Below are 25,620 nucleotides of genomic sequence, written 5' to 3'. Positions count from 1 at the left end.
ATGCTTGAATTTAATTTATTAAACGAGATTAAAGTTACAAAAAAAATAAAAGCCCAAGTAATTGATTTTAAGTTTTTTAGTATTTTATTTTTATGACTTATTCTTATTTATCTCTAACTAAATCTCATCACTTGTAAACGATGTAAAACTTTTCTTTTTATAAGGTCGAATAATCAAACGTCCTTCACGGTCAAAACGGATGTAGTTGTATACCCAATTCAGAAAAACTACGGCTTTATTTTTGAATCCGATAAGTGAAAATAAATGCACAAACATCCAAACGAACCACGCAAAAACGCCATTGAAATGAAATCTTGGTAAATCGACCACGGCTTTGTTTCTTCCGATGGTCGCCATAGATCCTTTATCGTTGTAAACAAAGGGCTCCATTTCCTTATTGTTAATTTTTTTGATAATATTTTCTCCTAAAAGCCAGCCTTGTTGTAGTGCGGCCTGTGCTAACATAGGATGTCCGAGAGGATTGTTTTCATCTATCATACAAGCAACATCGCCAACAGCGAAAATGTTTTCAAAACCTTCAACTTGATTGTATTGATTGACTTTGAAACGCTCCACTTTGTCTATAAGGGAGTTGGAATCCAACCCTGGAATCGTAGCGCCTTGAACGCCTGCGGTCCAGATTACAGTTGCGGTATCGAATGTTAAGTCTGTATTAGTGGTGATTATTTTTCCGTCATAACCGGTAACGCGAACATTTTTGTTGACTTTTACGCCTAATTTGGTTAGGAATTCTTCTGCTTTTTGAGAAGATTTTTCACTCATCGTGTTGAGGATTCTGTCGCCGCTTTGGATAAGATTAATTTCCATTTTGTTGATGTCGAGATCGGGATAATCTTTTTGCAGAATGGCGTTTTTCATTTCAGCCAAAGCACCGGCAAGCTCCACTCCTGTTGGTCCGCCACCTACAAGGCAAAAATTTGTTAGACTATGGCGTTCATTCGCATCATTGGTCAATAAGGCTTGTTCGAAATTCTCGAGAATCAGGCTTCGGATATTGAGCGATTGCGGGATGGTTTTCATCGACATGCTATTGTGCTCAATCTCTTTGTTGCCAAAATAATTGGTTTTGGAACCGGTGGCGATAATTAAATAATCATAGGTTAATTCGCCGATATCGGACAGAATTTTATTGTTTTTGGTATCCAATTCCGTAACACGACCCAGACGAAAATAGAAATCATTGAATTCCTGAACTACTTTACGGATAGGATAAGCGATTGATCCGGCTTCGAGGCCGCCAGTAGCCACTTGGTATAATAAGGGTTGAAAAGTGTGGTAGTTGTGTTTGTCAATCAGGACTACTTGAGCTCCCTTGTTTTTTAGTTTTTTTGCTAATGCAATTCCGGCAAAACCACCGCCAATTATTACTATTCTGGGTAAACTCGAATTGGGAATATTCATATTTTTTTCAGGTTCAAAGTTGCAAAGTTTCAAAGATACAAAGGTTTGGTATTTAAAGTTCAAAAGTTTTTTTACATAATTCCTTGACAAGCACTGCCATTTGTCCTTTAGCCCTGATGGAAGTGGCATCCTTTTTCTTGTGATTCCGACAAAGGAGGAATTACAAGAAAAAGATATAGCGGACAGCAGGAACGGCATTTAAAAAAATGCGGGAATTGTTGCTTCAGGAAAATAAAAAAGTGGTATTTTGTAACATAATTAAGTTTAGGCACACTACTCTTTTATGGGCGAAGATTTAGAACAATCATTTGTACAGCAGTTGGGGGAAAACCAGAATATCATCCACAAGATTTGTAGGCTGTATACTTCTGGCGCTGATGCGCATAAGGATTTGTTTCAGGAAATCACGATTCAGTTGTGGAGGGCTTTTCCGAAGTTTCGTGGCGAGGCAAAATTTTCGACCTGGGCCTATCGGGTGGCCCTGAATACGGCGATAACTTTATATCGCAAAAGTACCCGGTCGGTTTCTACGGTAGATTATGAAAAACATCAGTTTTTTATCAGTCAGGAAGAATATAATTTTGAGGAAGAAGAGCAGTTAAAATTGATGTATCAGGCGGTTTATCAACTGAATGATATTGAAAAAGCATTGATTTTTATGTATCTTGAAGATAAGGATTATCGGGAGATTTCGGAAACTTTGGGAATTAGCGAAGTGAATGCAAGGGTGAAAATGAACCGAATTAAAGGGAAATTAAAAAAAATATTAAATCCTTAATGATTATGAAAGAGCTGGATTTATTGAAAAAAGACTGGAAAAAGAATACGAATTCTTTTGAGCAGGTTTCGGAAACGGAAATTTATAAAATGATACATAAAAAATCGTCTTCGATTGTGAAGTGGCTTTTTATTATTAGTATTATTGAGTTTTTGTTTTGGACTGTGATTTATGTCTATCAAAATGATGCGAAATATCACGCGAAATTACAAAAATATGGTGTTGAGGAATTGATGTTTTGGATAAATGTATTTAATTACGTGGTCCTCATTGCGTTTATTTATTTGTTTTACAAAAATCATAAAACCATTTCCACTACGGACACGATACACCAATTGATGGAAAACATTCTGAAGACGAGAAGAACAGTAAAATATTATATCTGGTACAATTACGCCATGTTATTTGTTAGTTACGCGATTACCATTGTGATTGTTATGAAGTTCAGCAACGAAGATGTAAAAGTGAAAAATATAATGACTCTTTTAATGAAATTTATGCTGTGGTCATTGGCATTTTGGGTATTTTACCGAATTGTTTATGGTATTTTATTAAAGAAACTTTACAAGAACCATAGGGAATTAGAGAAGATTGAATTGTAAAGTTTTTATATTACGATAACGTAAGTTTAGCATCTAAAAAAACTTAAACTAATATTCCCATTTTCTCAAACGGTTTAATTCTTTTTGAACTTCGATTTCTTCGGCAGGGATCACTTTTAAAAACGAAGCATGTTGCTCGATGGCATATTCTACTTTTTCAACAATTTGCTCTATGGTATCATTATCATAATCGATTTCAAGCGGTGCTTTGATGATGAACGATTGCAGAATACCTTTCTTTTTCATCCGTAATCCTTTTTTATCAAACGAACGGCGGAAACCATCAATTACGATTGGAACTACAATAGGCCGGTGCTCTTTGATGATATGCGCTGTTCCTTTACGAACGGGTTTGAATGATTTTGTAGTTCCTTGAGGAAAAGTAATAACCCAGCCATCTTTAAGTGCAATTCGAATATTTTCGGTATCGTTTGGATTCACATCCCTTTTTTCAGTTACGTCTTTTCCTTTGGCTCGCCAGGTTCTTTCTACAGTTATGGCACCGGCGTAAGCTAAAATTCTTGGTAATAATCCGGCTCGCATGGTTTCTTTGGCCGCTACATAATAGATATTTAACTTGGGATTCCAGAGATACAAAACATTTTTGATATTGTCTTCACGGCCTTTTAAACTGGCGTTAAAAACGTGAAACATCGCCACTACATCCGCAAAATAAGTCTGATGATTGGAGATAAAAAGTACATTGGTATCAGGAAGTGCTCTGATGATTTCGGAACCTTCGATGTGTAATTCGTTAAAACCTCTATAACGTCTATGTGTAATACCTCCAAAAATTCGGATTAACCATTTTTTTATAAAAAGTATATGACCAAAAGGATTTCTTTTGAATAAACCCATAGTAAGCTTGTTAGGAAAAGTAAAGCGCAAATTTACAAAAAGTTACAAATTAAAGGACTCTTTTCAACACTTCTTTCAATTCGCTCATCATCATGGCAGTGGCTCCCCAAACATAATGCTCGTTGATTTTAAAAGCAGGAACCTCAATATCAGTAGCATAAGACGTATTCATCCGTTTCATTACGATATTCTCCTCATTCAGAAAATCCGCAATTGGTAGTTCAATAATTCCGGCGACTTCATCTAATTGTTGGGTAAAAGTCAATTCGGAATGAGATATTCCCATAAAGGGTGCTACCAGGAAATTACTTGGTGGAATATAAATCTCTGTAAAAGCTTTAATTACCTGAATTTTTTCGGGATGAATTCCTATTTCTTCATGGGTTTCACGCAAAGCGGTATGCTTAAGCGACGGGTCTTCGATTTCGACTTTCCCGCCAGGAAATGCAATTTGCGAGGAGTGTATACCAGGATAAGAATTTCTGACAATCAGCACCAAATGGGTTTGGTTATTTTTAGGATAAAAAAGCATCATTACTGCGGCTTTTCTTGGATTTTTATAGCTATAATCGGTTTCTTCCAAAGACAAAACACGTTCTAAGGGCGCCATTTTCAGATGTGCGTCCGCTGCCAGAAGTTTTTCTTTTTCTATTTTTGGCACATATTTTATAAATTCGAGAAAATCCATAATCTTAGCTTATTTTTACACTCAAAATAACTATAAATATAGTTCAGAAAATAATCATTTGCAAATTTTTGAAAAATCAATCTAAAATATAATTCTATAAAAAATGTACAGTAAAGAGGAAAACCAACGGTTAAAGAGAGAATTCTGGGTTGCATTTGCTGATAAATATCCTAGAAAATGGGTACTGTATGATACGAAAATCAAGGATTTTTCTTTTAAATTTTATGTAGAAAATACCAAAGCACAAGTGTTAATAGATATTGAAAATAGAAACGAATTAAAGCGAATCCAATATTTTGAAAAACTGGAATCTTTAAAAAACATTCTGGAAGAGGAATTTGTTCCCGGTTTGGTTTTCGAAAAAAACTTTGTTCTGGAAAACGGAAAAACAATCAGCCGCATTTGGGTTGAAAAATTAGGGGTTAGCGTGAGCAACAGAAAATATTGGGATGAAATTTTTGATTTTTTCTTTGAAAAGATGAATGCTTTGGAATTGTTTTATTTGGAGTATGGAGATTACGTTCGTGATTTAGAAATTAACACATAAAATTTTTATTCAATTTCTTACAAATATTTAATAAAAAATCTATATTTGATAAACTTAAATTTGTAATGAAAAAACTACTTCTTATTCTTTTTATTGGATATTTTTCAAAATCCTATTCCCAAACAGACTATGCTTTTGTTTATAATAATGATTCTATAATCCGCAAAGGAAATTCATTTAGTGAAAAAGAAAAATATATCGAAGCCATAAAGGAATTTGAAAAAATTAGCGAAACGGATCCGAAATTTCTTTATGCCCAGCATGAAAAAGCTATAGCACTTTCTTCATTAGAAAAAAAAGAGGAGTTGAAAGCTTTTTTCGAAGATTTATACAAGAAAAACAGAATGCCCGAACTTCCCACATTATATACTCTTTATGGGAGTTTTTTGAGCGATGAAAAGGATTATGTACAATCAGAAAAAATTTTCAAAGAAGGAGAAAAATACCTTTCAAACTCCTCCAATTTCCTATACAACTTTGCTGTTTTATATATTAGAAAAGAAGAAGTTCAAAAAAGCGTTGATATATTAAAACGAATTATTTCAAACAATCCAAACCATGCGACTTCCCATTATTTATTAGGCACACTTGCCTTTGAAAATGGAAACATAACCGAAGGAACCTTGGCTTTATTAAGCTATTTAATTATTGCACCCAATGGACGATTTGCAGAAAAAGCAATCTTAAAACTGAATGCTAAATTCGGACAAAATTATTTAGAGAAAGGCAAACTGGTTTTTTCTACATCAGGTGATAATTTTGAAGAAATTGAAATCATTCTTAGAAATCAATTGCCGTTAAAAAGTGCCTATAAAGTAAGATCAGAAATTGATGATGTCATCATTCGTCAAGTTCAAGCTGTTGCAGAATATTCCGTAGAACATAAAATGGGTACAGGTTTTTTTGAAACTACCTATCTCCCATGGATTAAAGATGTTATTGAAAAGACACAATTTGAAGGTTTCTCCTATTACATTCTATTGGGAATGGAAGATAAAATTGGCAAAAAACTTACTTCACAAAAGAAAAAAATTACCGCTTTCTATAATAATTATATCCTTACTGATTTTTGGGATTCGTTTGCTAAAAGGAACCTAGACCATTTTGGGAATCAGCAAGAAGTTGTTGTGCTTATAAAAAACGGTATTCCATATTTTATCGGTCCGAAAATTAATGGCAAAAAAGAGGGTAAATTCAAATACCTAAATGAATATGGAAATCTGAATGGCGAATTGAACTTCAAAAATGATGAATTAAACGGGTTACAAAAATATTATGATGAAAATGGTGATATAACCGAAGAGAAAACTTTCCTAAATGGAAAAATTGATGGTACAAGAACTACCTACTTTTCTAACGGATTAATAAGTATTATCGAAAATTATAAAGACGGAATTCTAAGTAAAACAAGTGCTTCTTATCATGTAAATGGGGGAAAACAATGTGAAATAAATTTCACTAACGGGGAACGTGACGGAAAATTGATTTGTTTATATTCAAATGGAAGTAAAAAATCAGAAACAAGTTATGTAAACGGAAAATTAAACGGGCCTTATTCAAGCTATAATGAAGCCGGAGATTTAATCGAAGCCTGTAATTATAAGGATGACCTGATTAACGGGAATTACTTTGAATATTATGATGGGAAAACAGTAAAAACGGAAGCTGTTTATATTAACGGAAAAATCCAAGGTACTTTTAAACGTTTCTTTAGCAATAAAGTTTTGGAGAGAGAAACTATTTACGAAGATGGAAAAATAAAAAAATCAATCTATTATTTTGCTAATGGAAAAAAATCTTCTGAATCAATCTATAATGATAAAGAAGAACTTGAAACTTACAGCTATTTTGATATTAAAGAGATTAAATATTTTGAAGAAAAATACAGCTCAGGAGAGTTAAAGTCAGGACTTCAGTACTCGAAAAACAATCCAAAACCTGTTGAAATTAATTTAACGAAAAAATCTTTCGTTATGAATAATTTTGATGGGGATTTAATGGTTACGGGCAATTTTGAAAAAGGCAGGAAAATCAAAGAATGGAATTATAATTATTCATCCGGAATATTAAGATTAAAAGAAATGTATTCGCAAGGAAAACAGAATGGTTTAAGCCATGATTATGACCGAAACGGATTAATCGGTGCCATAAAAAATTATACTAATGATACTATTAATGGCCTTTATGAAGTTTATGAAAACGGTAAATTGGACAGGGTTTTTAGTTATGCAGATGGAAAACAGAATGGACCCTATAAGACATTTTATCCCAGCGGTTCAATAAATACAAAAGGATATATTGTTAATGGGTATGTGAATTTTGAAAAAAATACTTATTGGCAAAATGGTGCAATTTCAAGTACGGATAAATTTATCGCCGATATTACAACTTATGTTGAAACCTATAATTTAAAAGGGGAAAAAGAAAATACCATTGATTATAAAAACAAAACAGGAAAGTTTACGACCAGTTATAATAATGGAACTACTGTTCAGGTTTATGAAATGGTAAATGGGGAATTTAATGGTAAATTTATTGCAAAAGACAAATTGGGGAATCCGGTTTCCGAATCCGAATATATTAATGGCGTAAGACACAATTCGTATAAAGGATATAGCCCTCTGGGAACAGTTTATACCGAATACAGCTATTATTCAGGGAAATTAAATGGTATAGGAAAACATTATGATTTAGTTGGTAATTTAAAGTTATTGGATGAAAGTGCTTTTGGTGATGAACATGGAAAAACAACCCGTTTCTATTATAATAAATCAAAAATGCTTGATTACAACAAATTAAACGGATCAATTGACGGCGAATACAACTATTTTAATCAAAAAGGAGAATCCATTTTAACCATTGGATATCAAAATAACAGTATTAAATATTATATCCGAAAAAATAAAACTGGTGAACTAAACGAAAAAGTAGAAATAACTGGGGAAACTGCTGAAATCGCCTCATACTATCCTAACGGAAAAACTGCTATAAAATTAAATTTTGTAAAAGGAAGTCTGGAAGGAAAATTGATCATCAATAATATGGAAGGAAAGCCGGAATTTGAATCCAATTACACGAAAAACTTATTAGACGGTGAGCGTATAGAATACTATGCCAACGGAAACGTTTATAAAAGAGAAAAATTAATAAATGGGAATTATGAAGGAATCCAGGAATATTTTAAAGAAGACAAAAAACCTTGGATTACAGCAGAATATAAAAATGATCAATTACACGGAAATACATTAATTTACAATAACGGTACTTTAATACTCACAAAAAAATATGATTCATATGAATTGGTTGGCATCGTCAAATAAACTTGTTTATTGTATCGCTTTTTTTTGGTTTTGTTCCACTATTGGTAGCGCTCAAAATCTACTTCAGGAGTATAGAAAAGCATATCCGGACATTAATGAACTAATCCTGAATGATTTTCAATCGTATGATTTTTCCATCCAAAATAAAAAAATAAAAGTCATTCAGGACAATCATTATGAATCCATAATTCTTTCGGAAAATGGGATTCAAAACAATCAGGAATCCTTCTCCTATTCTGAATTGGTGCAATTAAAAAGCTATGACGCTTATTCTGTTGTCAATGACAACAATGGTAAGGAAAAGAAGATAAAAGTTACGCAATCCAATGAAAAACAATCCAGAGAAAGTGCCATTTTTTATAATGATGTAAAAGAACGTCAACTTATTTTTCCAAATCTGGAAGCAGGAGCGAAAAAAGTGTATGAGTATCAAACCGAGTTTTTAGACCCCTATTTGCTGCACAAATTTATCTTTGGGAATAGTCTGCCTATGAAGAATTCAACCTTAGAAATCAAAACAGAAAAAAACATCAACATTGGGTATAAAATTTTTAATGACCCTAAGAATGCCATTGAATTTTCAAAAACAGAAAGAAAAGGAAAATGGATTTATAAATGGACCCTACGAGATGTTAAACCTTTAAAATTCGAAGCAAATTCCCCTGGTTTTTTATATAGTATTCCACATATAGATGTTTACATTAAGGACTACAGCATTAATGATGAAAAAATTGAAGTATTGGACGATGTCAATAAATTGTTCAACTATTATAAAGGGTTTGTCAAAAATTTAAATACAAAAGAAGATGCTGATTTAAAAGCAATAACCCAAGAAATTGTTGCAAACCAAACTAGTGATGCCGATAAAATTAAAAGCATTTTCTATTGGGTAAAAGATAATATCAAATATATTGCTTTCGAAAATGGGTACGAAGGTTTTATTCCCCGTGAAGCCAGTTTTGTATTCGAAAGAAAATTTGGTGATTGCAAAGACATGGCAAGTATAATCACAGCGATGGCTAAATATGCCAATATCGACAATGTTTTCATTTCATGGATAGGTAGCCGGAGCATTCCTTATACGTATAGCGAATTATCGACTCCATCTGTAGACAATCACATGATTGCCGTTTTTAAAACCGGGGAGAATTATATCTTCCTGGATGCGACAGATAAAGAAACCCGTTACGGGATTCCTACTGCTTTTATCCAAGGAAAGGAAGCGCTCTTTAATGAAAATGACACTTATAAGATTATTAAAGTTCCTATTATTGCTGCTGAAAAAAATGAAGTTAGAGAAGAAGTCAAATTAGCAATTGTAAAAGATAAACTGACCGGTTCCGGAAAAATTCAGTTTAACGGATTTAACAGAAGTCACTATTTATCACAAATTGGAGACGCAACCAATAAAACTAGATTTGAAATGATCAAAAGCCTTGTTTTAAAAGGCAATAACAAATTTAATTTAAAAGATTATACCGAAGAAAATCTGAAAGACAGAGACAAACCCTACATAGTGAACTTCAATTTCGATTTAGACAATTATATTGTGAAAATGGAAAAAGAAATTTATGTTAATTTATTTTTAGATAAATATTATGAAAAACTTAGTATCGAAAAAGACAGGCTTTCCAAATTTGAATTTGATTTTTTAACTTTTACAAACACACAGTACGAATTAGATATTCCACAGAATTATACGGTTAAATATCTGCCCAAGAATTTTATTTTAGATAATGATTTAGTAAAAGCTAATTTTATTTATGAAGTAAAAAACAATAAATTATACTTGAATATTCAAATAAAGCAAAAGAAACTAATTCTTGATAATACCGATTTCGAACTTTGGAATGAAACTATCAAAAAACTAAAAAACAACTATACCGAAACCATAATTTTATTAGAAAAATAATGAAAAACAAACTCTTAAAAAAAATCTTAACTTTTACGGCAATCCTTCATTCCTCTTTATTTTTTGCTCAGGATTATTCTTTTAAAAATTATGACTGGAAGGAAAAAGAAACAACTGTTGAAATTCCGGAGCAATATAAAAATCAAAACGAGGTAATCTTAGATCGTACCATAAAAATTGAAGTTTTACTTGTTGGTAACGTCGCAAAGCAGTATTATTTATTACATGAAAAAATTTATATTAATGCCGATGATGCCATCGAAAGAAATAATAAAATTTACATTCCTTTTAATCAAAATGAAACAATTCTTACTAATAAAGTCAGAGTGATTTTAAAAAATGGAAAAATCATAAAATTAGATAAAAAAGACATTAAAGAAGAAATTGACGAGGAGAAAGGAGTCAAATTCAACTACTTTGCTATCAACGGACTTGAAAAAGGCGCTGTAATAGAGCGAATTTTGGTAGTAGAAGAAGGACCTGAATTAGATGGCAAAACATTTAAAATGCAAGACGTACATCCCATTGCGAACCTTAATTTTGAATTAATTTATCCTGAGCACCTAATTTTCAAAACTAAATCTTACAATGGATTGGTCGAACCTACAATTGATTCTGAAAAACTAGACAAAAAAGTTATTCTAGCTCTTTCTGAGAAAAACATCCCTGCTTTAGACAATGATGAAAAATACTCTAATTGGGATGTTAAATTAAAAATATTTCGATACAAACTGGACACAAATTTAATTAGTGGCGCGAAAAATTTATACAACTTTAAAGAATTTTCAACAAATTTTTACGAACGCATTAATCCGGAACTTGACAAAAAACAACTAAAAGCAATTGATGATTTTTGCAAATTGATTCCAAAATCAAATGATTCACAAGAGCAAATTTGGAACATTGAAAATAAAATAAAAAAAACCATTACCTATAATAGATATATAGATTCTAAAGAAACATTATCCGATATAATTAAAACAAAACAAGCCAATCAAGGTGATATTTTGAAATTATATTTAGCCATCTTCAAAAACTTCCAGATTGAAAATAATGTGGTTTTTACTTCCAGTAGATACAAAATTCCATTTGATAAGGATTTCGAGAGTTATGAAAATCTGAATGATCTGTTATTTTATTTCCCGACAATCAAAAAGTATTTAACACCTACAGAAATAGAATATCGCATTCCATTAATTCCCGCAAATTTAGCAGACAATAATGGATTATTTATTAAAGGAAAAATGTTTGCCGGAGTGGCTATGGGAATTGGAGAAATTAATTTTATAGAAATCCCGGGAAAAGAGATTACACATGATTTAATGGATATAACCGTTGATTTCACAAAAGACATAGAAAACCCAACCATTACAAACAAAATGACTTTTGGCGGTTATTCTGCTATAAATTTCCAACCCCTCAAAGATTTTGCTTCTGCCGAAGAATATAAAACTATTTTGAAGAGTGTTGCCGAAAATTACACTGTTGATACAGAATATAAAACTTTAAGGACGGAAAACGACGGAACAGAATTTATTGGTAAAAAACCATTTATCATGGAGGTAACTTTTGAAGGAAAAGATCTAATTCAAAAAGCGGGTGACACTTATTTATTTTCAATTGGTCAAACCATTGGAAAACAAATGGAACTTTACCAAGAAAACAAAAGAACGTTACCCGTAGAAATTGATAATCCCCATTCCTATTTACGTAAAATTAAAATTTTATTGCCAAAAGGATATTCCGTAAAAAACCTTGAAAAATTTGTAATGGATTATAAAACGCAATTAAATGGTAAAACCGAAGCTGCATTTACCAGCAATTACAATAAAAACGACACTGAAATCACGATTGAAAATACCGAATATTATAATATTATAAACTATCCTCTGGAGAAATTTGATGAATATAAAGCGGTAATTAATGCCGCCGCCGATTTTAACAAAATCGTCATTATTCTCAACAAAAACAATATTTAATAAATCGAAGTCCGCTGAAATGCCAGACTTTTTCTTTAAATAAAATTATTTAGAAAATACCGAAACACAAGTATTGATTGACATCGAATACCAAAACGAATTAAAGCGAATCCAATATTTTGAAAAACTGGAATCTTTAAAAAATATTCTGGAAGAAGAATTTGTGCCGGGTTTGCTTTGACAAATTAGGGGTTAGCGTGAGCAACAGAAAATATTGGGATGAAATTTTTGATTTTTTCTTTGAAAAGATGAATGCATTGGAATTGTTTTATTTGGAATATGACGGGTATGTTAAAGACATTGGGTAAAAAACTTAGACCTGATTTTTAGATTTGATTAATTAATTTCTCAACCAAACAAAAAAAAGCTCCTGTCTAACAGACAAGAGCTTTAAGGACATTACATAAAAATAAAACTATAATTAATTATACCACTATTTTTCTTAGCACCAAACCAGACTATGCAATGTCTTTACTATATTTTTAAGGTGTATTATTATTAAATATTGCTTACTGTTTATTAAAATAAAAACGCTCTTTTTAAATTTTATATCAAGAAAAAAGAACCCAGAATAGCAATCAAAATCAAATAGGTACAACAATTAATGTACACTCTTTGCGGATGTTCATAATATCCTTTTTCTCCTCCGGAAAAATTACCAAGAAAACTTGAAAATTTATTTTGTCCTTTATCCGGTGTAATATGCATTGTTCCTTCCAAAACATAATTGAAAAAACCCAAACCGGCAGATTTTGAAACCCCGTGCTGCAATTGATCCAATCTTGGTTCAACATCTTCATAAATCATATTTTGAGTTTCTCTTACAAAACCTCTATCCTCATTTTTCTCATCCTCATTATTTTTTATTAATAAGAACCATGTGGCACACAAAGTACTTATAAGTATAAAATACATGGCGAAATCAGTTCCTAAATAACTATTGATTCCCAGAAAACTATCGATACTAAATCTGTAAAGGAAAAATCCCAGATTTGAGAATAACAAAGATTTATAAGGCGTATTACTTTTTTTACCCATAAAAAAACTCAAAACAACAATTGTTAAAGCCAAATAGGACAAAAAAGTAAAATTTTGTAGGTTTAAAAAAATTTGTTCCATGATTTGTAGGTTTACTTACTATAAATTTTTCGGGCGGTGATTACTGAAATTCGCGGGCAGACTCGAAATTCAGGAACTTTTAGTACCGTAATATTTACTAGAACAATTAGGCATCTTTCTGATTTCTATTGGATGATTAATTAATTTCTTAATCGAAAATAAAAAATCTCTTATAATCAAATTATAGAATCTTTTAAAAGCACCATTTTAAGCTATGAAAGCATCCTTTTGGTTTTTTTTAAAATAAAAAAGCTCCTGTCAAAACAGACAGGAGCTTTTTTACAGACAGAAAAAAACATTACACCTTCAAACGGATTGTGACTGTGGTTCCTATATTTTTATCATGGAAAATCGTAATTGGATTAACTATCGGATCTTGTAAAAGCGATAAACGCTCTTTCGTTAATTCAATACCTTTGGACTTATGTCCGATTGAATGCTTTGCATCGTTCATTCCTTTTCCATTGTCAATAATTTTACATTGTAAAAGGTTTTCTGAAATCATATTAAAAGAGACAATCAACTTTGGTGATTGATGTGAAGCATCAAAAGCATGCACAAAAACATTCTCTACAAAGGGTTGTAACAGCATTGTAGGGATTTCATGAAAATCCGTATCCACTTCGGGTGAAATTTGGAATTCACAATCAATTCGATTGTCAAAACGCATATTTTCAATGGTAATGTAGGTTTTCAAATAGTCTATTTCCTCATTAATGGTAATGGTTTGTCTAGACGAATTTTCTAAAGTTTTTCGCATCAGTTTGGCAAATTCACCAATATAAAATAACGAATTATCAATGTCATTACTGATGATATAATATTGTATGGCGTTCATCGCATTAAAAATAAAATGCGGATTCATCTGGCTTAATAAGGCTTCCAGTTTGGTTTCAGCGATACGTTTTTGAATATCAGCTTTCTCTTTTGCTCTCTTTTTTTCAGCCAGAATAAAGTGAAAAGAAGTGCCCAATATTCCTAAAATTAAAATGGAAACAAACCACAGGCTCAGCCAAAAAGGGGGCTTAATAGTGATTTTCAACAACTTAAAAACAGTTGTTTTTCCGGCATTCAAATCAGATACTTCTACCTCAACATCATACTTCCCATAGGGCAAATACGGTAAAAATAAATTGGTTTTTTCACTATAAGGACTCCAACGATTGGTGTTTTTTAATCGGTAACGGAATTTCAGTTTGTTAGCAATTGCATGCCCTGTTGGAACAAAATCAATTGAAAATGAATTGTGTTTATAATCGAAAATCAGCTCTTTTAATGTAAACCTAAACCAATTGAAATTCGCCTTTTTTATTGGAATATTATTCACAGCGATGTTACTGATTTCTAACTTTGAAACGGTGATTGGCTCCTGAACCAATTGTTTTAAATCAATTGTATAATAACCTTTTTTGGTCCCCAACCACAATTCATTATCAAAAATTTGGGAGGTGGTTATGACACAATCTTTTAAGCCTTGCTCCTTGTCTATCAATCTTATTTTCCCGTTTTTATAGATATTGATTCCCTTTTCAGTTCCAATGAAAATAAAATCTTTATAAGCTTCGAGAAATAAAATGGTATTTCCAATAATTTCTTTTTTAGAAATAGTTTTTAAAACTTTAAACGAATTCGAATCATCTATTATAAATACATCACCAAATTCGGCGGATAAAATAAGTTGTCCTTTCTGGTTAACCGTGATGTTTTTAAATTTATTTTCTTTCCAAATGCCATCAGCTAAGTAGGATTGAAATTGGTTGTTTTTATGCACATACAATCCATTAAAAACAGACAAAAGATAAGTTTTATCCTTATGATTGAGAATTTTTACAATGTCTTGAGGTGTATGTTTTTCAAACTTTGAATAATGTTTTCCTTTTAAATGATACACATCGTCATAGACATAAACACCAGCGTATGGAATGGTTTCTATAAATTGATTCTTAGCTGTAAAGCCAATTTTGAGACTATGTTTTGGAACATAATTAATGATTTTCCCTTGACTATTAATTTCAAATATTCCAATATTGCTGCCTATCCAGAAAGAATTTTGGTTTTTCACCATTTCATAAAACTCAATTCCGCTGGCAGGTATATTAAAATTGAGTTCAAAATCTTTTGATTCACGATATTGAGCAGCAATTTTATTCTTGTTTTTGTTTAAAAAATCGGTTTCAACGTTTTTAAAATCAGATAAGGAAATGCTTTTCAAAACCGTTTTGTTTGGATTTAAAATAGAAATTCCTTTATTATGCAATACCAATTTATTTTTTCCTAAACTCTCAAAATCTATGATGTATTTACTATCAAACAAATCATAATCAATCATTTTATCTAAACGAACTTCATAAATACCTTTGTCATTGGAACCTACATAAAGAATATCTTTATTTTTGTCATAGACTACATTTAATAAAATTTTAGACTCAATTCCGAAATATTCAGAAACATCAATCATTTTATCATTTTCTATGCGATACAATCCTCCATCAGGATTGTAGATTCCCCAAGCTGCGGCAAAAATGGTGTTTCTTTTGTCTCTTGCATATTGCCAAACAATAGATTGTCCAAATTTTGAAGAAGAAAAATCCCCTTTCTTTATATTTGAAATATCGAATTTATCAATAAAACCTTCGTTACTGCTGTAAAGTGTCGAGCCAAAAAGTCCCAAACTATAAGTATTCTTATGCATTACTACAGGTATAACTTTAGGAACAATACCAGATTCATCTATTTTGAATAAACCTTCAAAAATTGTAGTAAAATAGACTTCTCCCAGGTATTCAAAAAGAGAAATAGCAATAAAATCATCTTTGTGTGGGGGAACTTTAGGCGAAACAATTTTATTCGTGTTGATATCGATAATGGAAACCCCTTGTTCGGTACCTACATATATTTTATTTTTATATGGAAATACTTTTCGGGTTCTATCGGCAAGCAAACCATTTTTTGTTGTAAAAACTGTAAATTTTTTACCGTCAAATTTACTCACCCCGCCGCCATAACTGCCAAACCACATGTTTCCGTTTGTATCTTGAGATATGTCCCAACAACTGTTATGACCTAATCCATCCAATTCATTAAAATTAGAAAACGTACCGTTTTCCATTCTTGAGACACCATTTTCAGTGCCAATCCATAATATGTTTTTTGAATTAAGAAATAATGCTCGAACCGCATTATTAGGCAAACCATCTGTAGTAGTGTAATTTTTAGAAGGCAAATATTGCCCGAATAAGGAACCCGTGAAAAAAAATAAAAAATAAAGAAAAAGACTATTTCGTAATCGCATCAATCAATTTCTTTTTAGTAAATGATTTATCTGAAACGAGAACCTTAGCATCAGTAATCATTTCTAGAGTATAATCTACTGAATTAAAGCTTTTTATATAATTAACATTTACCAAATAACTTTTGTGGACTTTAATAAAAGTGGGTTCTACAAGTAGCTCACATATTTCTTTAAATGATTTGGAAGATAGTAAATCATCTTCTATTGTATAAATATTAGTGTAGGATTCTTCTGCCTTACAGTAAACAATAGTATTGGCTTGGATAACTTTAAAACCATTTTTTGTCGAAAAAATTATCCGTTGTTTGTCTGCAAATTGGTTATTGATATTCTCTGATAATAATTTAAATCGATCTATACCTATATTAGTATTTGTTTTAGAATTATATTTATGGATAGCATTCTTAAAATCATCAACACCAATAGGTTTAACTAAAAAATCCAGTGCACTGCACTTAATTGCCTCTAATGCATGATCTTTATATGCGGTGGTAAAAATAATCTCAAAAGGAATCCCGTCAAAATAGTCAAGCAAGTGAAATCCATTTTCATTAGGCATTTGAATATCTAAAAATACCAAATCCGGCTTATATTTCCTAATTGAAACAACCGCACTTTCAACCGAAATGCATTCATCTACTACCTCAATGCGATCTATATAATAACGTTCGCAAAGTTTTCTTAAAAAACTTCTGGCGTGCAACTCATCATCAACAATAATAACTTTCAATTTCATCTAAGGTCAAATATTTAACGCTAAAGTACAATAAAAGATTTAGAATATTTTAACATTACAGCATCTCTGAAAGTTGAAATATTAAAAAACTTCTGCTTATTTTTTTCAAATTAACAACTTTTACATTAGCGTTGAATTTTTACTTTAAAATGAAATGAATTTAAAAAATAAAAACCCTAAAAATCACACGATTAAAAGGGTTTTTATTTTTTTTTAGTATATCCAAGATTAGGTTAACCCATATTTGGCAGTTATAGCTTAGTGGATTTACCTACAGTTAAATAGATGCGGCTATTTGGATATAGGAATTCCATTTTTGTGTGCTGTTTGTTTACTTTCATCTCAATTTGGCCTGACTTATTTTCTAAAGTATAGCGCGTGTAATCAGGATCGGAAGAAAGGACACCAGAGCTAACAATTTTATATTCCAATCTCGTATCAGTGAGAAACAATACTACATCATTCTTTTTGGTATCTAAGAACACGAAAGAATATTCATTTCCTAATATATCACATTCTCCTTTCTTAAAAGGGATTTCGTCCACGCAATAACGCTGAACGTTAAATACTTGTTCCTGAGCATACGCACTGCCAGTTAGCAATAGCATTAAAATCAATTTTTTCATACTTTTTGGCTCTTTTATATTATAAGATATTGAAACGCTACTTTCTACAATACAAAAGATAAGCCAAAGATGATGTCAAATTGAAAAGATTCAATTTTAGATAAAGTTCCTATATTAAATGACGTCTTGCTTTGTATAATTTCTTGACGTTTTTTAATTATTTTAAAGCCAATCTCATCTTTATCTGCTAGTAATGATACTTTCATCATGTATAATAATGATTAAATTAACTATCTTTATTGTAATAAATTACACTAATAATTCATTCATAATGAAATGATTAAAGTCATCTTTAATAGGCAATTCTATTGCGCAAGAGGAGACTTTAATCCCAGACCCACTTCCAGAACTCGAAACAGCATAAGTAGTTTGAGATAAAGCTGAACAATTAGTATCTACCAATGCAATAAACTTTAAAACATGCAAAGAATGAAAGCAACAATGAAAGGTCTTGTATATGGAGGGCCGGGAAAAATTGAATTGAAAGAAATACCTGTGCCGAGTATTGAAAAACCAACAGATGCTTTGGTCAGAATTTTAAAGACCACGATTTGTGGAACTGACTTAGGTATTTTGCACGGAAAGACACCTTCCTGCAAACCAGGAACCACACTGGGACATGAAGGAGTGGGCGTTATTGAAGAAGTAGGCGAAGGCGTTAGAAGTTTTAAAAAAGGAGATCATGTGATTATTTCCTGTATTACATCAGATGGCACCTGCGAATATTGCAAAAAACAAATGTATTCCCATTGTGAAGACGGTGGCTGGATATTAGGCCATTTAATTAATGGTACTCAAGCAGAATATGTACGTATTCCGCATGCAGACAACAGTCTCCATCATATTCCTGCCGGATCAGATGAGGAAGCATTAGTAATGTTAAGCGATATTTTACCAACAGGACATGAAATTGGCGTACAAAACGGACAGGTTAAACCCGGAGACACCATTGCTATTGTAGGCGCAGGACCTATCGGTATGTCAGTATTGCTGACCGCTCAATTTTATTCACCCGCAAAAATATATGTGATTGATCTGGATGAAAACAGACTGGAATTAGCTAAGAAATTCGGCGCTACAGATACCATCAATTCCGAAAAAGAAGATGCCGTAAAAAGGATTATGTCAGAAACAAAAGACGGTGTAGATGTAGCCATTGAAGCAGTGGGAATGCCGGCTACTTTTGATATTTGTCAGAAAATCATACGCCCAGGCGGACATATTGCCAACATTGGCGTGCACGGTAAAAGTGTGGATTTACAAATTCAAAACCTCTGGATTCAAAATATTACAATAACCACCGGTCTGGTCAATACCAATACCACACCCATGTTGTTGAAAACAGTTACTTCTAAAAAAATAGATCCAAATAAGCTGATAACGCATCATTTTAAACTCGATGAAATTTTGCAGGCATATGAAGTATTTGGAAATGCGTCCAAAGAAAAAGCCATGAAAGTGATTATTGAACCATAAATATCTCTTTACATTCTATTTTATGATGTTACAAAACCCGTCTTATTGCAATATGAGACGGGTTTTGTATGTTTTTAAAGTTGTGGGCCAATTGAACTAAAAGAAGTTCGACTCCAAATAAAGTTTATTGTTTTATAAACTCACAATCTGCTTTTATCTTTACAAAATCACTTAGCATGGCCTCAGTAAAACCGGAGCCAATACCAAAATCACTGCGTTTTAAAGTTCCTGAAATCTGAAAACCCGAAATCATAGCCTTTGACTGTGGATTTTCAACAGTTCCCCTATACCAAAGAGTCAGGTTTACCATTTTAGTAATTCCGTGCATGGTAAGATTACCTCTCAATTTGTATCTGTTTTTAGATTTCTTTTTTATTAAGGTGCTTTTAAAGGTCATTTTCGGATATTTTTCAACATCAAAAAAATCGGCACTTCTTAAATGCTTATCTCGCTGTTCTACCTGAGTATTAATGGAAGCCACTTCTGTAGAAAGTTCAAAAACAGCATCACTGAAATCCGCTTTGGTAGTAGTTGCTGAAGCGGTAAACGTATTAAATAATCCGTCAATGTCGGAAATGCCCATGTGCGTAATGCTAAAGGATAAATTGGAATGCATTGGATCAGCGTTCCAGGTAGTTTGTGCAAATAAAGTCGCATTACATAAAACTACAATCAAAAGGAAAAATAATTTTTTCATAATTTAAATTTTTAATGAATAATTCTTCAGTAATATATGAAATATTTAGTTAAAACGTATTATTTGTAATGCTGCGACATTACAATTAAAACAATTGCTATTAAAGCCAGAAAAAGACCTATATAATTCATTTTGGTCAGTTTCTCTTTAAAAATGAAGATACCTGTCAGGCTTCCTATAATAATTACGCCCATATTCATCCCGGCAAAAACGGTTGAAGGGTTATCGGCAAATTCCTGATGTGCTTTCAGGTAGAAAAGAATATTTCCAAAGTTGAAAATCCCGACCAAAGCTCCAAAAAGAATGCTTCTGATGTTTAATGGTTGTTTACTGATGAGCACTTCATAGACAACGACTCCAATCATAATCACCAATGCAATACCAAAAACCACAAATAATGAGGTCGTATAAGGCAGACTTGTATAGGTGGCAATTTGTTTAAAAAGAACATCAATAACACCATAACCAAGTAAAACTGCTGCAGGATAGCCCCATCTATTTTTAGTACTTTCGGTGTATTTGGAGAGAATAAGCACCAGTGCCGGTAATGCTACCATAAAGGCCGTAATTTTAAGAATATTGAATTCTTCTCTAAAGATCAACCACGCGGCCAAAATAGGAATAAACAGGGAAAGGCGCTGAGCGGCATCTGTTTTTACAATACCCATGTGTTTTATAGAGGCAGCCATAATAAGAAATACAGCGGGTAACAAAACACCTATCGCTATATAAATACTCCAAGGTGCCTCAGCTCCTATTGAGTTAACATCTGGCGGAAATGACAGATAACAAAGTATAAGGGCAAACACATAATTTGAAGCAACAATTTGTATGTTGCTGATAGTATATTGGCGTGCGGCTTTAAAGATTGCCCCCACGGTTACACTGCATAGAATGCTCAAAATTAGAAATAGCATAGGTATTTATTTACAGTGTAAATTTACTATTTATATGTTTTTGAAACTGTTCTATTCCCAAAATATGAATAAAGTATTTTTTAAGAAGAAATCAAATAAAAAGAGATTGCACAAAAACAATTGTACAATCTCTTTAAAAATAAACGTTATTGTTTATAACTTATTAACTTATAGATTTATAACATCTAATGTAACCGTAGCACCCGCAACAACTACAACATTTAATTGAGTAACAGGAAGCAATGGTAATGCTGGTGTAACAGTAAAAGTGTAAGTTCCTGATGGAAGTCCTGAAATTTGAAATTGACCAAGTTCATTTACATTACTGGTATATACAACACCAGTGGATGAAGTTGCACTTACTGCAGCCACTGTTCCTGCTGGAGTGATATTTCCTTTAATGTTTCCACTTATAGCAGTAACCACTGTTCTTAAAACCGGTTTTAATTTATAAGTTCCATTTCCAGTTTCAACAATTGAAGTATTAGCATCAAAATCAATAAGAATTTCATTTTGAATATCTGCTTGAAGTGTTTGATTTACTAATAATTTTAAACCTGACTGATCAGCACTTGGCGTGCTCAAAGGATAACTTATTCCATCAATAACAACTGTGTTGTTAGTTCCAAGAATCAATCTGATTTGTGCCACTGTGGCATCATGTAAAGTACTCGTAGCAATTAAAGCGCTTAAACCGTTAGATAAATCTATAAGATTATAAATTCCAGCTGTAGTGTTTAAAGTAACCATTTCTCCATTAGAACCAGTAACTTCAACTCCTTGCAAATCAATATTAACCTCATCATAAGGTCCCGGAGCATCTGTCATTCTAACTTTATAAGGATAATTAGAATTTGAATCACTATCATTACAAGAGTTCAACGTAATTGCAAATACAACAACAGATACAATAAAAATTAACTTTTTCATATGAATATAATTTAGATTGCGAATGAATTTTCACAACGAGACAAAGTTCTATAATCTTTTGTACTAGATTGTTACAAAATTTTATATATAAGTTACATAATTACCATTAAGTATTTAATTATCAGTGGGGAAATAATATGACTCAGCATATCAAAGTCGGAAACCAAAGTATAAATAAATCGTCTTCGGTTTTTTACTGCATTTTTCACAGACCATTAAACGAGTAGAAATGGTGAAGTATTCAAACCATCATTTACTTTTCTTCAACGCAGTCATCAATTCTACCATATCCACCACGCCATAAGTAGAGGAATAGTCTGATACGGCATAAGGTAATATCAGGCTGTTGTTGTGAATAATCGAGCCGCAAGAATACACTACATTCGGCACATAACCTTCTCGTTCGCCTTCCAGTGGTTAAAGCAAGGGCTCTTTAAGCCTTCCAATTTCCTTCGAAGGATCTTCAAGATCAAATAGCGATGCGCCCAGGCAATATCGCCTCATGGCACCTACCCCGTGCGTAATAACCAACCAGCCTTCTTCGGTCCAAAGTGGTGATCCACAGTTTCCAATTTGTGTAAATTCCCAAGGATAACGAGGTTCCTGAATCATAACTGGATTATTCCATTGTGTTGGCCTGTCGGAATACATAAGGTAATTGTTAACACCATCAATTCTGGCAAGCATGGCATACTTACCTTTTATTTTTCTGGGAAATAATGCCAGATTTTTATTTTGAGCACCTGCACCATGTAAAGGCATTACACGGAAAGTATAAAAGTCTTCGGTAGAAATCAATTTTGGAAGAATGGTATGACCATTATAAGCTGTATAAGTCGCGATTATTCTGTCTGAGTTATCTTCATCATCAACAAAGCGAACAAAACGGGCATCTTCAATACCACGACTTTCAGAATCGGAAATCGGAAATATAACTCGTTCAGTAATATCTGAATCGTGTTTGAATTGCAAATCATAAAAGGAATCCGCCAACCAGATCACTTCTTCGAGTGCAGTTCTCCGCTCCTGGCTGATGGTTTGATCTTTTAAAGCTTTACATATTACATCCTTTAATGCGGAATACTCAAATTCTTCAGGCAGATCCTGCATAATACTAGTGGAGTATTTATCTGAAGTATGCATTTCTGTCAATTTCAGGACAAATCTTTTTTTGTTGTAAAATTTTTTGTGTACAATCTCTGCTTTATCAATGTTATCACCGATTTTCATCACGTGAAGATCGTTATTCTTATCCAGGATTCCCCTTCTAAAAACGATTGATGAGATATGACCTTCCCCGGTGGCACGGAAAGAAATGATGACACGCTTCTCTCCGATTTCGAGATCCGATTGGTCGAAATCTTCCACAATGGAAGGGTTAAAAAAAGCAGCAGATTCTATTGCATATTCCATTGTACAGTAAGAACCGATAAGCATTTTTCGTTCATTTGACAGGCCATCATAGTTAATTTGCATGCCTTCAATTAAACCCCTGATTTTTTCACAATGCTTAAAAAATATATGTGAAATATTTCGATGTCGTCTGGCAAACTCACGAAGTGTATGTTCTAAAGTGTCTGTAACTTGTTTTTCATCCAATATCATTATACGGCTTACCATTTTTTGGGTTCGCTGATCACCATTCATAAAATACCGGGCAACAACCCTGCTGCAATCAGGGCTAAATATTGTATTTTTTCGGATTACAGGAACTCGCATAGATTTATTTTTAAATTATAATAAAATAAGTGCGTTTTTTAAATGTTTAGATAAAAGTCGTTTAGCATTATTATAGGTCCTTCTGATTTTAGATAAAATCCCAAAAGAATCTTCTGCTGAAACGCATCCATAATTATTTTTCTGGCTCGAGCTGCTTCTATCTCTAAACCTGTCTAGAGAGTGTTGATGCCCAAGCCAAGTGGATAATGAAGAAGATTGAATTATTGAAATGCTAACGTAAAAACTTTATTTTTATGTTCTAAATTTATTTTGCTGACGTTTTAAGTGTCAACCGGTTTCAGAACGTATCACTTTAAGAAGTCGATAATTTTTGAAGCTCAGACTTCAATTCAGTAATAATATCAAAATTACAAAAAAATATTTACAATGAGTATAAATGTTTGGTTTTCAGAACAAAAGATAATTTTTAAAAAAAAATATGATGATTAAATTTTAAACAATCGTAAAACTGATTTTTAATATCTAAATCACATTGCTATATTAGTTCAGCAAGAAATTATGTAGGTTTAGAAAATGAATTGAAGGTTATTGCATTAGATTTGCATTGAAAATAATAATGCAATCTTTGTAGACCACGAATTGCAAATCGCTATCGGGGAATCTAAAAAATGATATAATTGAAGAATTATGAATAAAATCGTAAATTTTATCGACTTACATAACGGTGAGGAGGACAAGAATAAGGTATTAGATAATGTAAAATCCAATATTTCTTTCAGAGGTTCTAATTTATGGATTTTGGCTTGTGCTATTGTAGTGGCATCGGTTGGGTTGAATGTAAATTCAACGGCTGTAATTATTGGTGCAATGCTTATTTCGCCTTTGATGGGTCCTATTATTGGAGCTGGTTTTGGATTGGGGATTTATGATTTTAATTTGCTGAAAAAATCGTTAAAAAATCTTTTCATTGCTACAATTGTTAGTTTACTGGTTTCTACAATTTACTTTTTTTTAAGTCCTTTTAAAGATGTTCAATCGGAACTGTTATCCAGAACTTCACCAAATATATATGATATTTTTATTGCTTTTTTTGGTGGACTTGTTGGTGTAATTGCCACCACAAGAGTTGAGAAAGGGAATCCTATTCCAGGAGTTGCTATTGCAACAGCACTGATGCCACCATTGTGTACCGCGGGATATGGATTGGCCATGGGTAATTTTAAATTCTTTTTTGGCGCCATGTATTTGTATACCATCAATTGTGTTTTTATTTGCATCGCAACTTTTATTATTGTGAAATATTTGAAATATCCTATTACCAGACAAACCAATCTCAAAAGAGAAAAGCAAGTTAAATATGCGATCACATTTTTAACTATAATTTTGATTGTACCCAGTATCTATTTTGCTTTTCAATTAGTTGAAGAAAAAAAATACAAACAAAAAGTAGAACTTTTTTTAAAATTAGAGTTTATTGAAAAAGGCTACACTATCCTGTATAAAAAAACGCAATTTACTTCAAGTCCAAAAAAAATAGATATTGCTTTTTTGAGAAAGAGACTTGATCGTAATGAAATTAAATCACTTAACGAAAAATTAAAAACGTATGAATTGAAAAATACGGTACTAAATATTATTCAAGATACCACCGACCTGAAACAGGATATTTTGAATGAAATTAGTTTTAATACCAAAACGATGAGTGAAAAAGATTTGGTTATCGCCAAATTACAAAGTCAAATTACAGCCTTAAAATTTGATAACAAAGTCATATTGGCCGAAACAAAAATACTCTTTCCTGAGATAAAAAATATTGCTATTGCCAATCATGCATTTACCGAAAATAAAGAAAGTAAAAAAGTAGTTACTGTCATACTCTATGAAAGTAAAAATGATCTGAATTCTTCCGAAAAGCAGAAATTAATATTATGGATAAAAAGTAAATTTAAGTCTGATGCGGTAGAAATTTATAAAAGAGAGTAAATAAATTATACCCTTTTTTTCCAATCTTGAATAAATTAGCATTTACCATTTGATTCCG

The 25,620-nt window shown here is 32.1% G+C and carries 22 protein-coding genes; 9 read left to right on the top strand and 13 right to left on the bottom strand.

All coding sequences use genetic code 11. The features are described from left to right. Positions 1-117 precede the first annotated feature (117 nt). The gene (locus tag VI621_RS01325) at positions 118-1,422 is read right to left on the bottom strand and encodes an NAD(P)/FAD-dependent oxidoreductase (RefSeq protein WP_324216590.1); all 1,305 of its coding nucleotides are present in this window, start codon (positions 1,420-1,422) and stop codon (positions 118-120) included. Between the two features lie 283 nt (positions 1,423-1,705). On the opposite strand from VI621_RS01325, the gene VI621_RS01320 reads away from it, so the two are divergent. Continuing rightward, complete coding sequence (locus VI621_RS01320; RefSeq protein WP_324216589.1) at positions 1,706-2,200, top strand: sigma-70 family RNA polymerase sigma factor; 495 nt, start codon at positions 1,706-1,708, stop codon at positions 2,198-2,200. A gap of 5 nt (positions 2,201-2,205) precedes the next feature. After that, a complete protein-coding gene (locus VI621_RS01315; protein WP_324216588.1) occupies positions 2,206-2,802 on the top strand; it encodes a hypothetical protein in 597 nt (198 codons plus the stop codon). Positions 2,803-2,850: 48 nt separating this feature from the next. Here the strand turns inward: VI621_RS01315 and VI621_RS01310 are convergent, their stop codons facing one another. Both VI621_RS01310 and VI621_RS01305 read right to left on the bottom strand, forming a co-directional pair. Next, the gene (locus VI621_RS01310; protein WP_324216587.1) at positions 2,851-3,660 is read right to left on the bottom strand and encodes a lysophospholipid acyltransferase family protein; all 810 of its coding nucleotides are present in this window, start codon (positions 3,658-3,660) and stop codon (positions 2,851-2,853) included. A 49-nt stretch (positions 3,661-3,709) separates the two neighbouring features. After that, positions 3,710-4,348: a CoA pyrophosphatase gene (locus VI621_RS01305; protein ID WP_324216586.1), complete on the bottom strand. Its 639-nt coding sequence runs from the start codon at positions 4,346-4,348 to the stop codon at positions 3,710-3,712. Between the two features lie 103 nt (positions 4,349-4,451). On the opposite strand from VI621_RS01305, the gene VI621_RS01300 reads away from it, so the two are divergent. From VI621_RS01300 to VI621_RS14790, 5 genes are all read left to right on the top strand, one after another. Further along, positions 4,452-4,895 carry a DUF4268 domain-containing protein gene (locus VI621_RS01300; protein WP_324216585.1) on the top strand — a complete coding sequence of 148 codons (444 nt, stop codon included), beginning with the start codon at positions 4,452-4,454 and terminating at the stop codon, positions 4,893-4,895. Positions 4,896-4,960: 65 nt separating this feature from the next. After that, the gene (locus VI621_RS01295) at positions 4,961-8,215 is read left to right on the top strand and encodes a hypothetical protein (RefSeq protein ID WP_324216584.1); all 3,255 of its coding nucleotides are present in this window, start codon (positions 4,961-4,963) and stop codon (positions 8,213-8,215) included. Further along, positions 8,190-10,127 carry a DUF3857 and transglutaminase domain-containing protein gene (locus tag VI621_RS01290; RefSeq protein WP_324216583.1) on the top strand — a complete coding sequence of 646 codons (1,938 nt, stop codon included), beginning with the start codon at positions 8,190-8,192 and terminating at the stop codon, positions 10,125-10,127. Before VI621_RS01295 ends, VI621_RS01290 begins: the two co-directional genes overlap by 26 nt. Beyond that, entirely contained in the window at positions 10,127-12,106 is a 1,980-nt protein-coding gene (locus tag VI621_RS01285) for a DUF3857 domain-containing protein (RefSeq protein ID WP_324216582.1), read from the top strand. The genes VI621_RS01290 and VI621_RS01285 overlap by 1 nt, the downstream gene beginning before the upstream one ends. 197 nt (positions 12,107-12,303) lie before the next feature. Continuing rightward, complete coding sequence (locus VI621_RS14790; protein ID WP_414655477.1) at positions 12,304-12,414, top strand: hypothetical protein; 111 nt, start codon at positions 12,304-12,306, stop codon at positions 12,412-12,414. Between the two features lie 238 nt (positions 12,415-12,652). Here the strand turns inward: VI621_RS14790 and VI621_RS01280 are convergent, their stop codons facing one another. The 6 genes from VI621_RS01280 to VI621_RS01255 all read right to left on the bottom strand — a co-directional run bounded on the left by VI621_RS01280 (position 12,653) and on the right by VI621_RS01255 (position 18,281). Then, positions 12,653-13,225: a hypothetical protein gene (locus VI621_RS01280; protein WP_324216581.1), complete on the bottom strand. Its 573-nt coding sequence runs from the start codon at positions 13,223-13,225 to the stop codon at positions 12,653-12,655. A gap of 298 nt (positions 13,226-13,523) precedes the next feature. Next, on the bottom strand, positions 13,524-16,517 hold the full coding sequence (locus tag VI621_RS01275; protein WP_324216580.1) for a sensor histidine kinase: 2,994 nt from the start codon (positions 16,515-16,517) through the stop codon (positions 13,524-13,526). After that, positions 16,501-17,253, bottom strand: a complete 753-nt coding sequence (locus VI621_RS01270; protein ID WP_324216579.1) for a LytTR family DNA-binding domain-containing protein — start codon at positions 17,251-17,253, stop codon at positions 16,501-16,503. Before VI621_RS01270 ends, VI621_RS01275 begins: the two co-directional genes overlap by 17 nt. Positions 17,254-17,504: 251 nt before the next feature. Beyond that, the gene (locus VI621_RS01265) at positions 17,505-17,861 is read right to left on the bottom strand and encodes a hypothetical protein (RefSeq protein ID WP_324216578.1); all 357 of its coding nucleotides are present in this window, start codon (positions 17,859-17,861) and stop codon (positions 17,505-17,507) included. A 62-nt stretch (positions 17,862-17,923) separates the two neighbouring features. Next, positions 17,924-18,088, bottom strand: coding sequence for a hypothetical protein (locus VI621_RS01260; protein WP_324216577.1), 165 nt, complete (start codon positions 18,086-18,088; stop codon positions 17,924-17,926). A gap of 40 nt (positions 18,089-18,128) precedes the next feature. Beyond that, a complete protein-coding gene (locus VI621_RS01255) occupies positions 18,129-18,281 on the bottom strand; it encodes a hypothetical protein (protein WP_324216576.1) in 153 nt (50 codons plus the stop codon). 27 nt (positions 18,282-18,308) lie between these two features. Here VI621_RS01255 and VI621_RS01250 point away from each other — a divergent pair, with 27 nt between their 5' ends. Then, complete coding sequence (locus tag VI621_RS01250; RefSeq protein ID WP_324216575.1) at positions 18,309-19,355, top strand: zinc-dependent alcohol dehydrogenase family protein; 1,047 nt, start codon at positions 18,309-18,311, stop codon at positions 19,353-19,355. Positions 19,356-19,479: 124 nt separating this feature from the next. Here VI621_RS01250 and VI621_RS01245 read toward each other — a convergent pair whose 3' ends face one another. From VI621_RS01245 to VI621_RS01230, 4 genes are all read right to left on the bottom strand, one after another. Beyond that, positions 19,480-20,052 carry a YceI family protein gene (locus VI621_RS01245; RefSeq protein ID WP_324216574.1) on the bottom strand — a complete coding sequence of 191 codons (573 nt, stop codon included), beginning with the start codon at positions 20,050-20,052 and terminating at the stop codon, positions 19,480-19,482. 59 nt (positions 20,053-20,111) lie between these two features. Continuing rightward, a complete protein-coding gene (locus VI621_RS01240; protein ID WP_324216573.1) occupies positions 20,112-20,969 on the bottom strand; it encodes an EamA/RhaT family transporter in 858 nt (285 codons plus the stop codon). A 168-nt stretch (positions 20,970-21,137) separates the two neighbouring features. Beyond that, positions 21,138-21,899 (bottom strand): DUF4382 domain-containing protein, encoded by a 762-nt coding sequence (locus VI621_RS01235; protein ID WP_324216572.1) that lies wholly within the window; start codon positions 21,897-21,899, stop codon positions 21,138-21,140. A gap of 417 nt (positions 21,900-22,316) precedes the next feature. Next, positions 22,317-23,618, bottom strand: a complete 1,302-nt coding sequence (locus tag VI621_RS01230) for a glycosidase (protein ID WP_324216571.1) — start codon at positions 23,616-23,618, stop codon at positions 22,317-22,319. 648 nt (positions 23,619-24,266) lie between these two features. On the opposite strand from VI621_RS01230, the gene VI621_RS01225 reads away from it, so the two are divergent. Continuing rightward, positions 24,267-25,562, top strand: coding sequence for a TIGR00341 family protein (locus tag VI621_RS01225; RefSeq protein WP_324216570.1), 1,296 nt, complete (start codon positions 24,267-24,269; stop codon positions 25,560-25,562). Positions 25,563-25,620: the final 58 nt, after the last annotated feature.

It is taken from the genome of Flavobacterium sp. (assembly GCF_035292545.1).
Lineage (GTDB): Bacteria > Bacteroidota > Bacteroidia > Flavobacteriales > Flavobacteriaceae > Flavobacterium.
The sequence above is the reverse complement of the archived record's forward strand: the minus strand, read 5'-3'. Positions and strand labels throughout refer to the sequence as shown.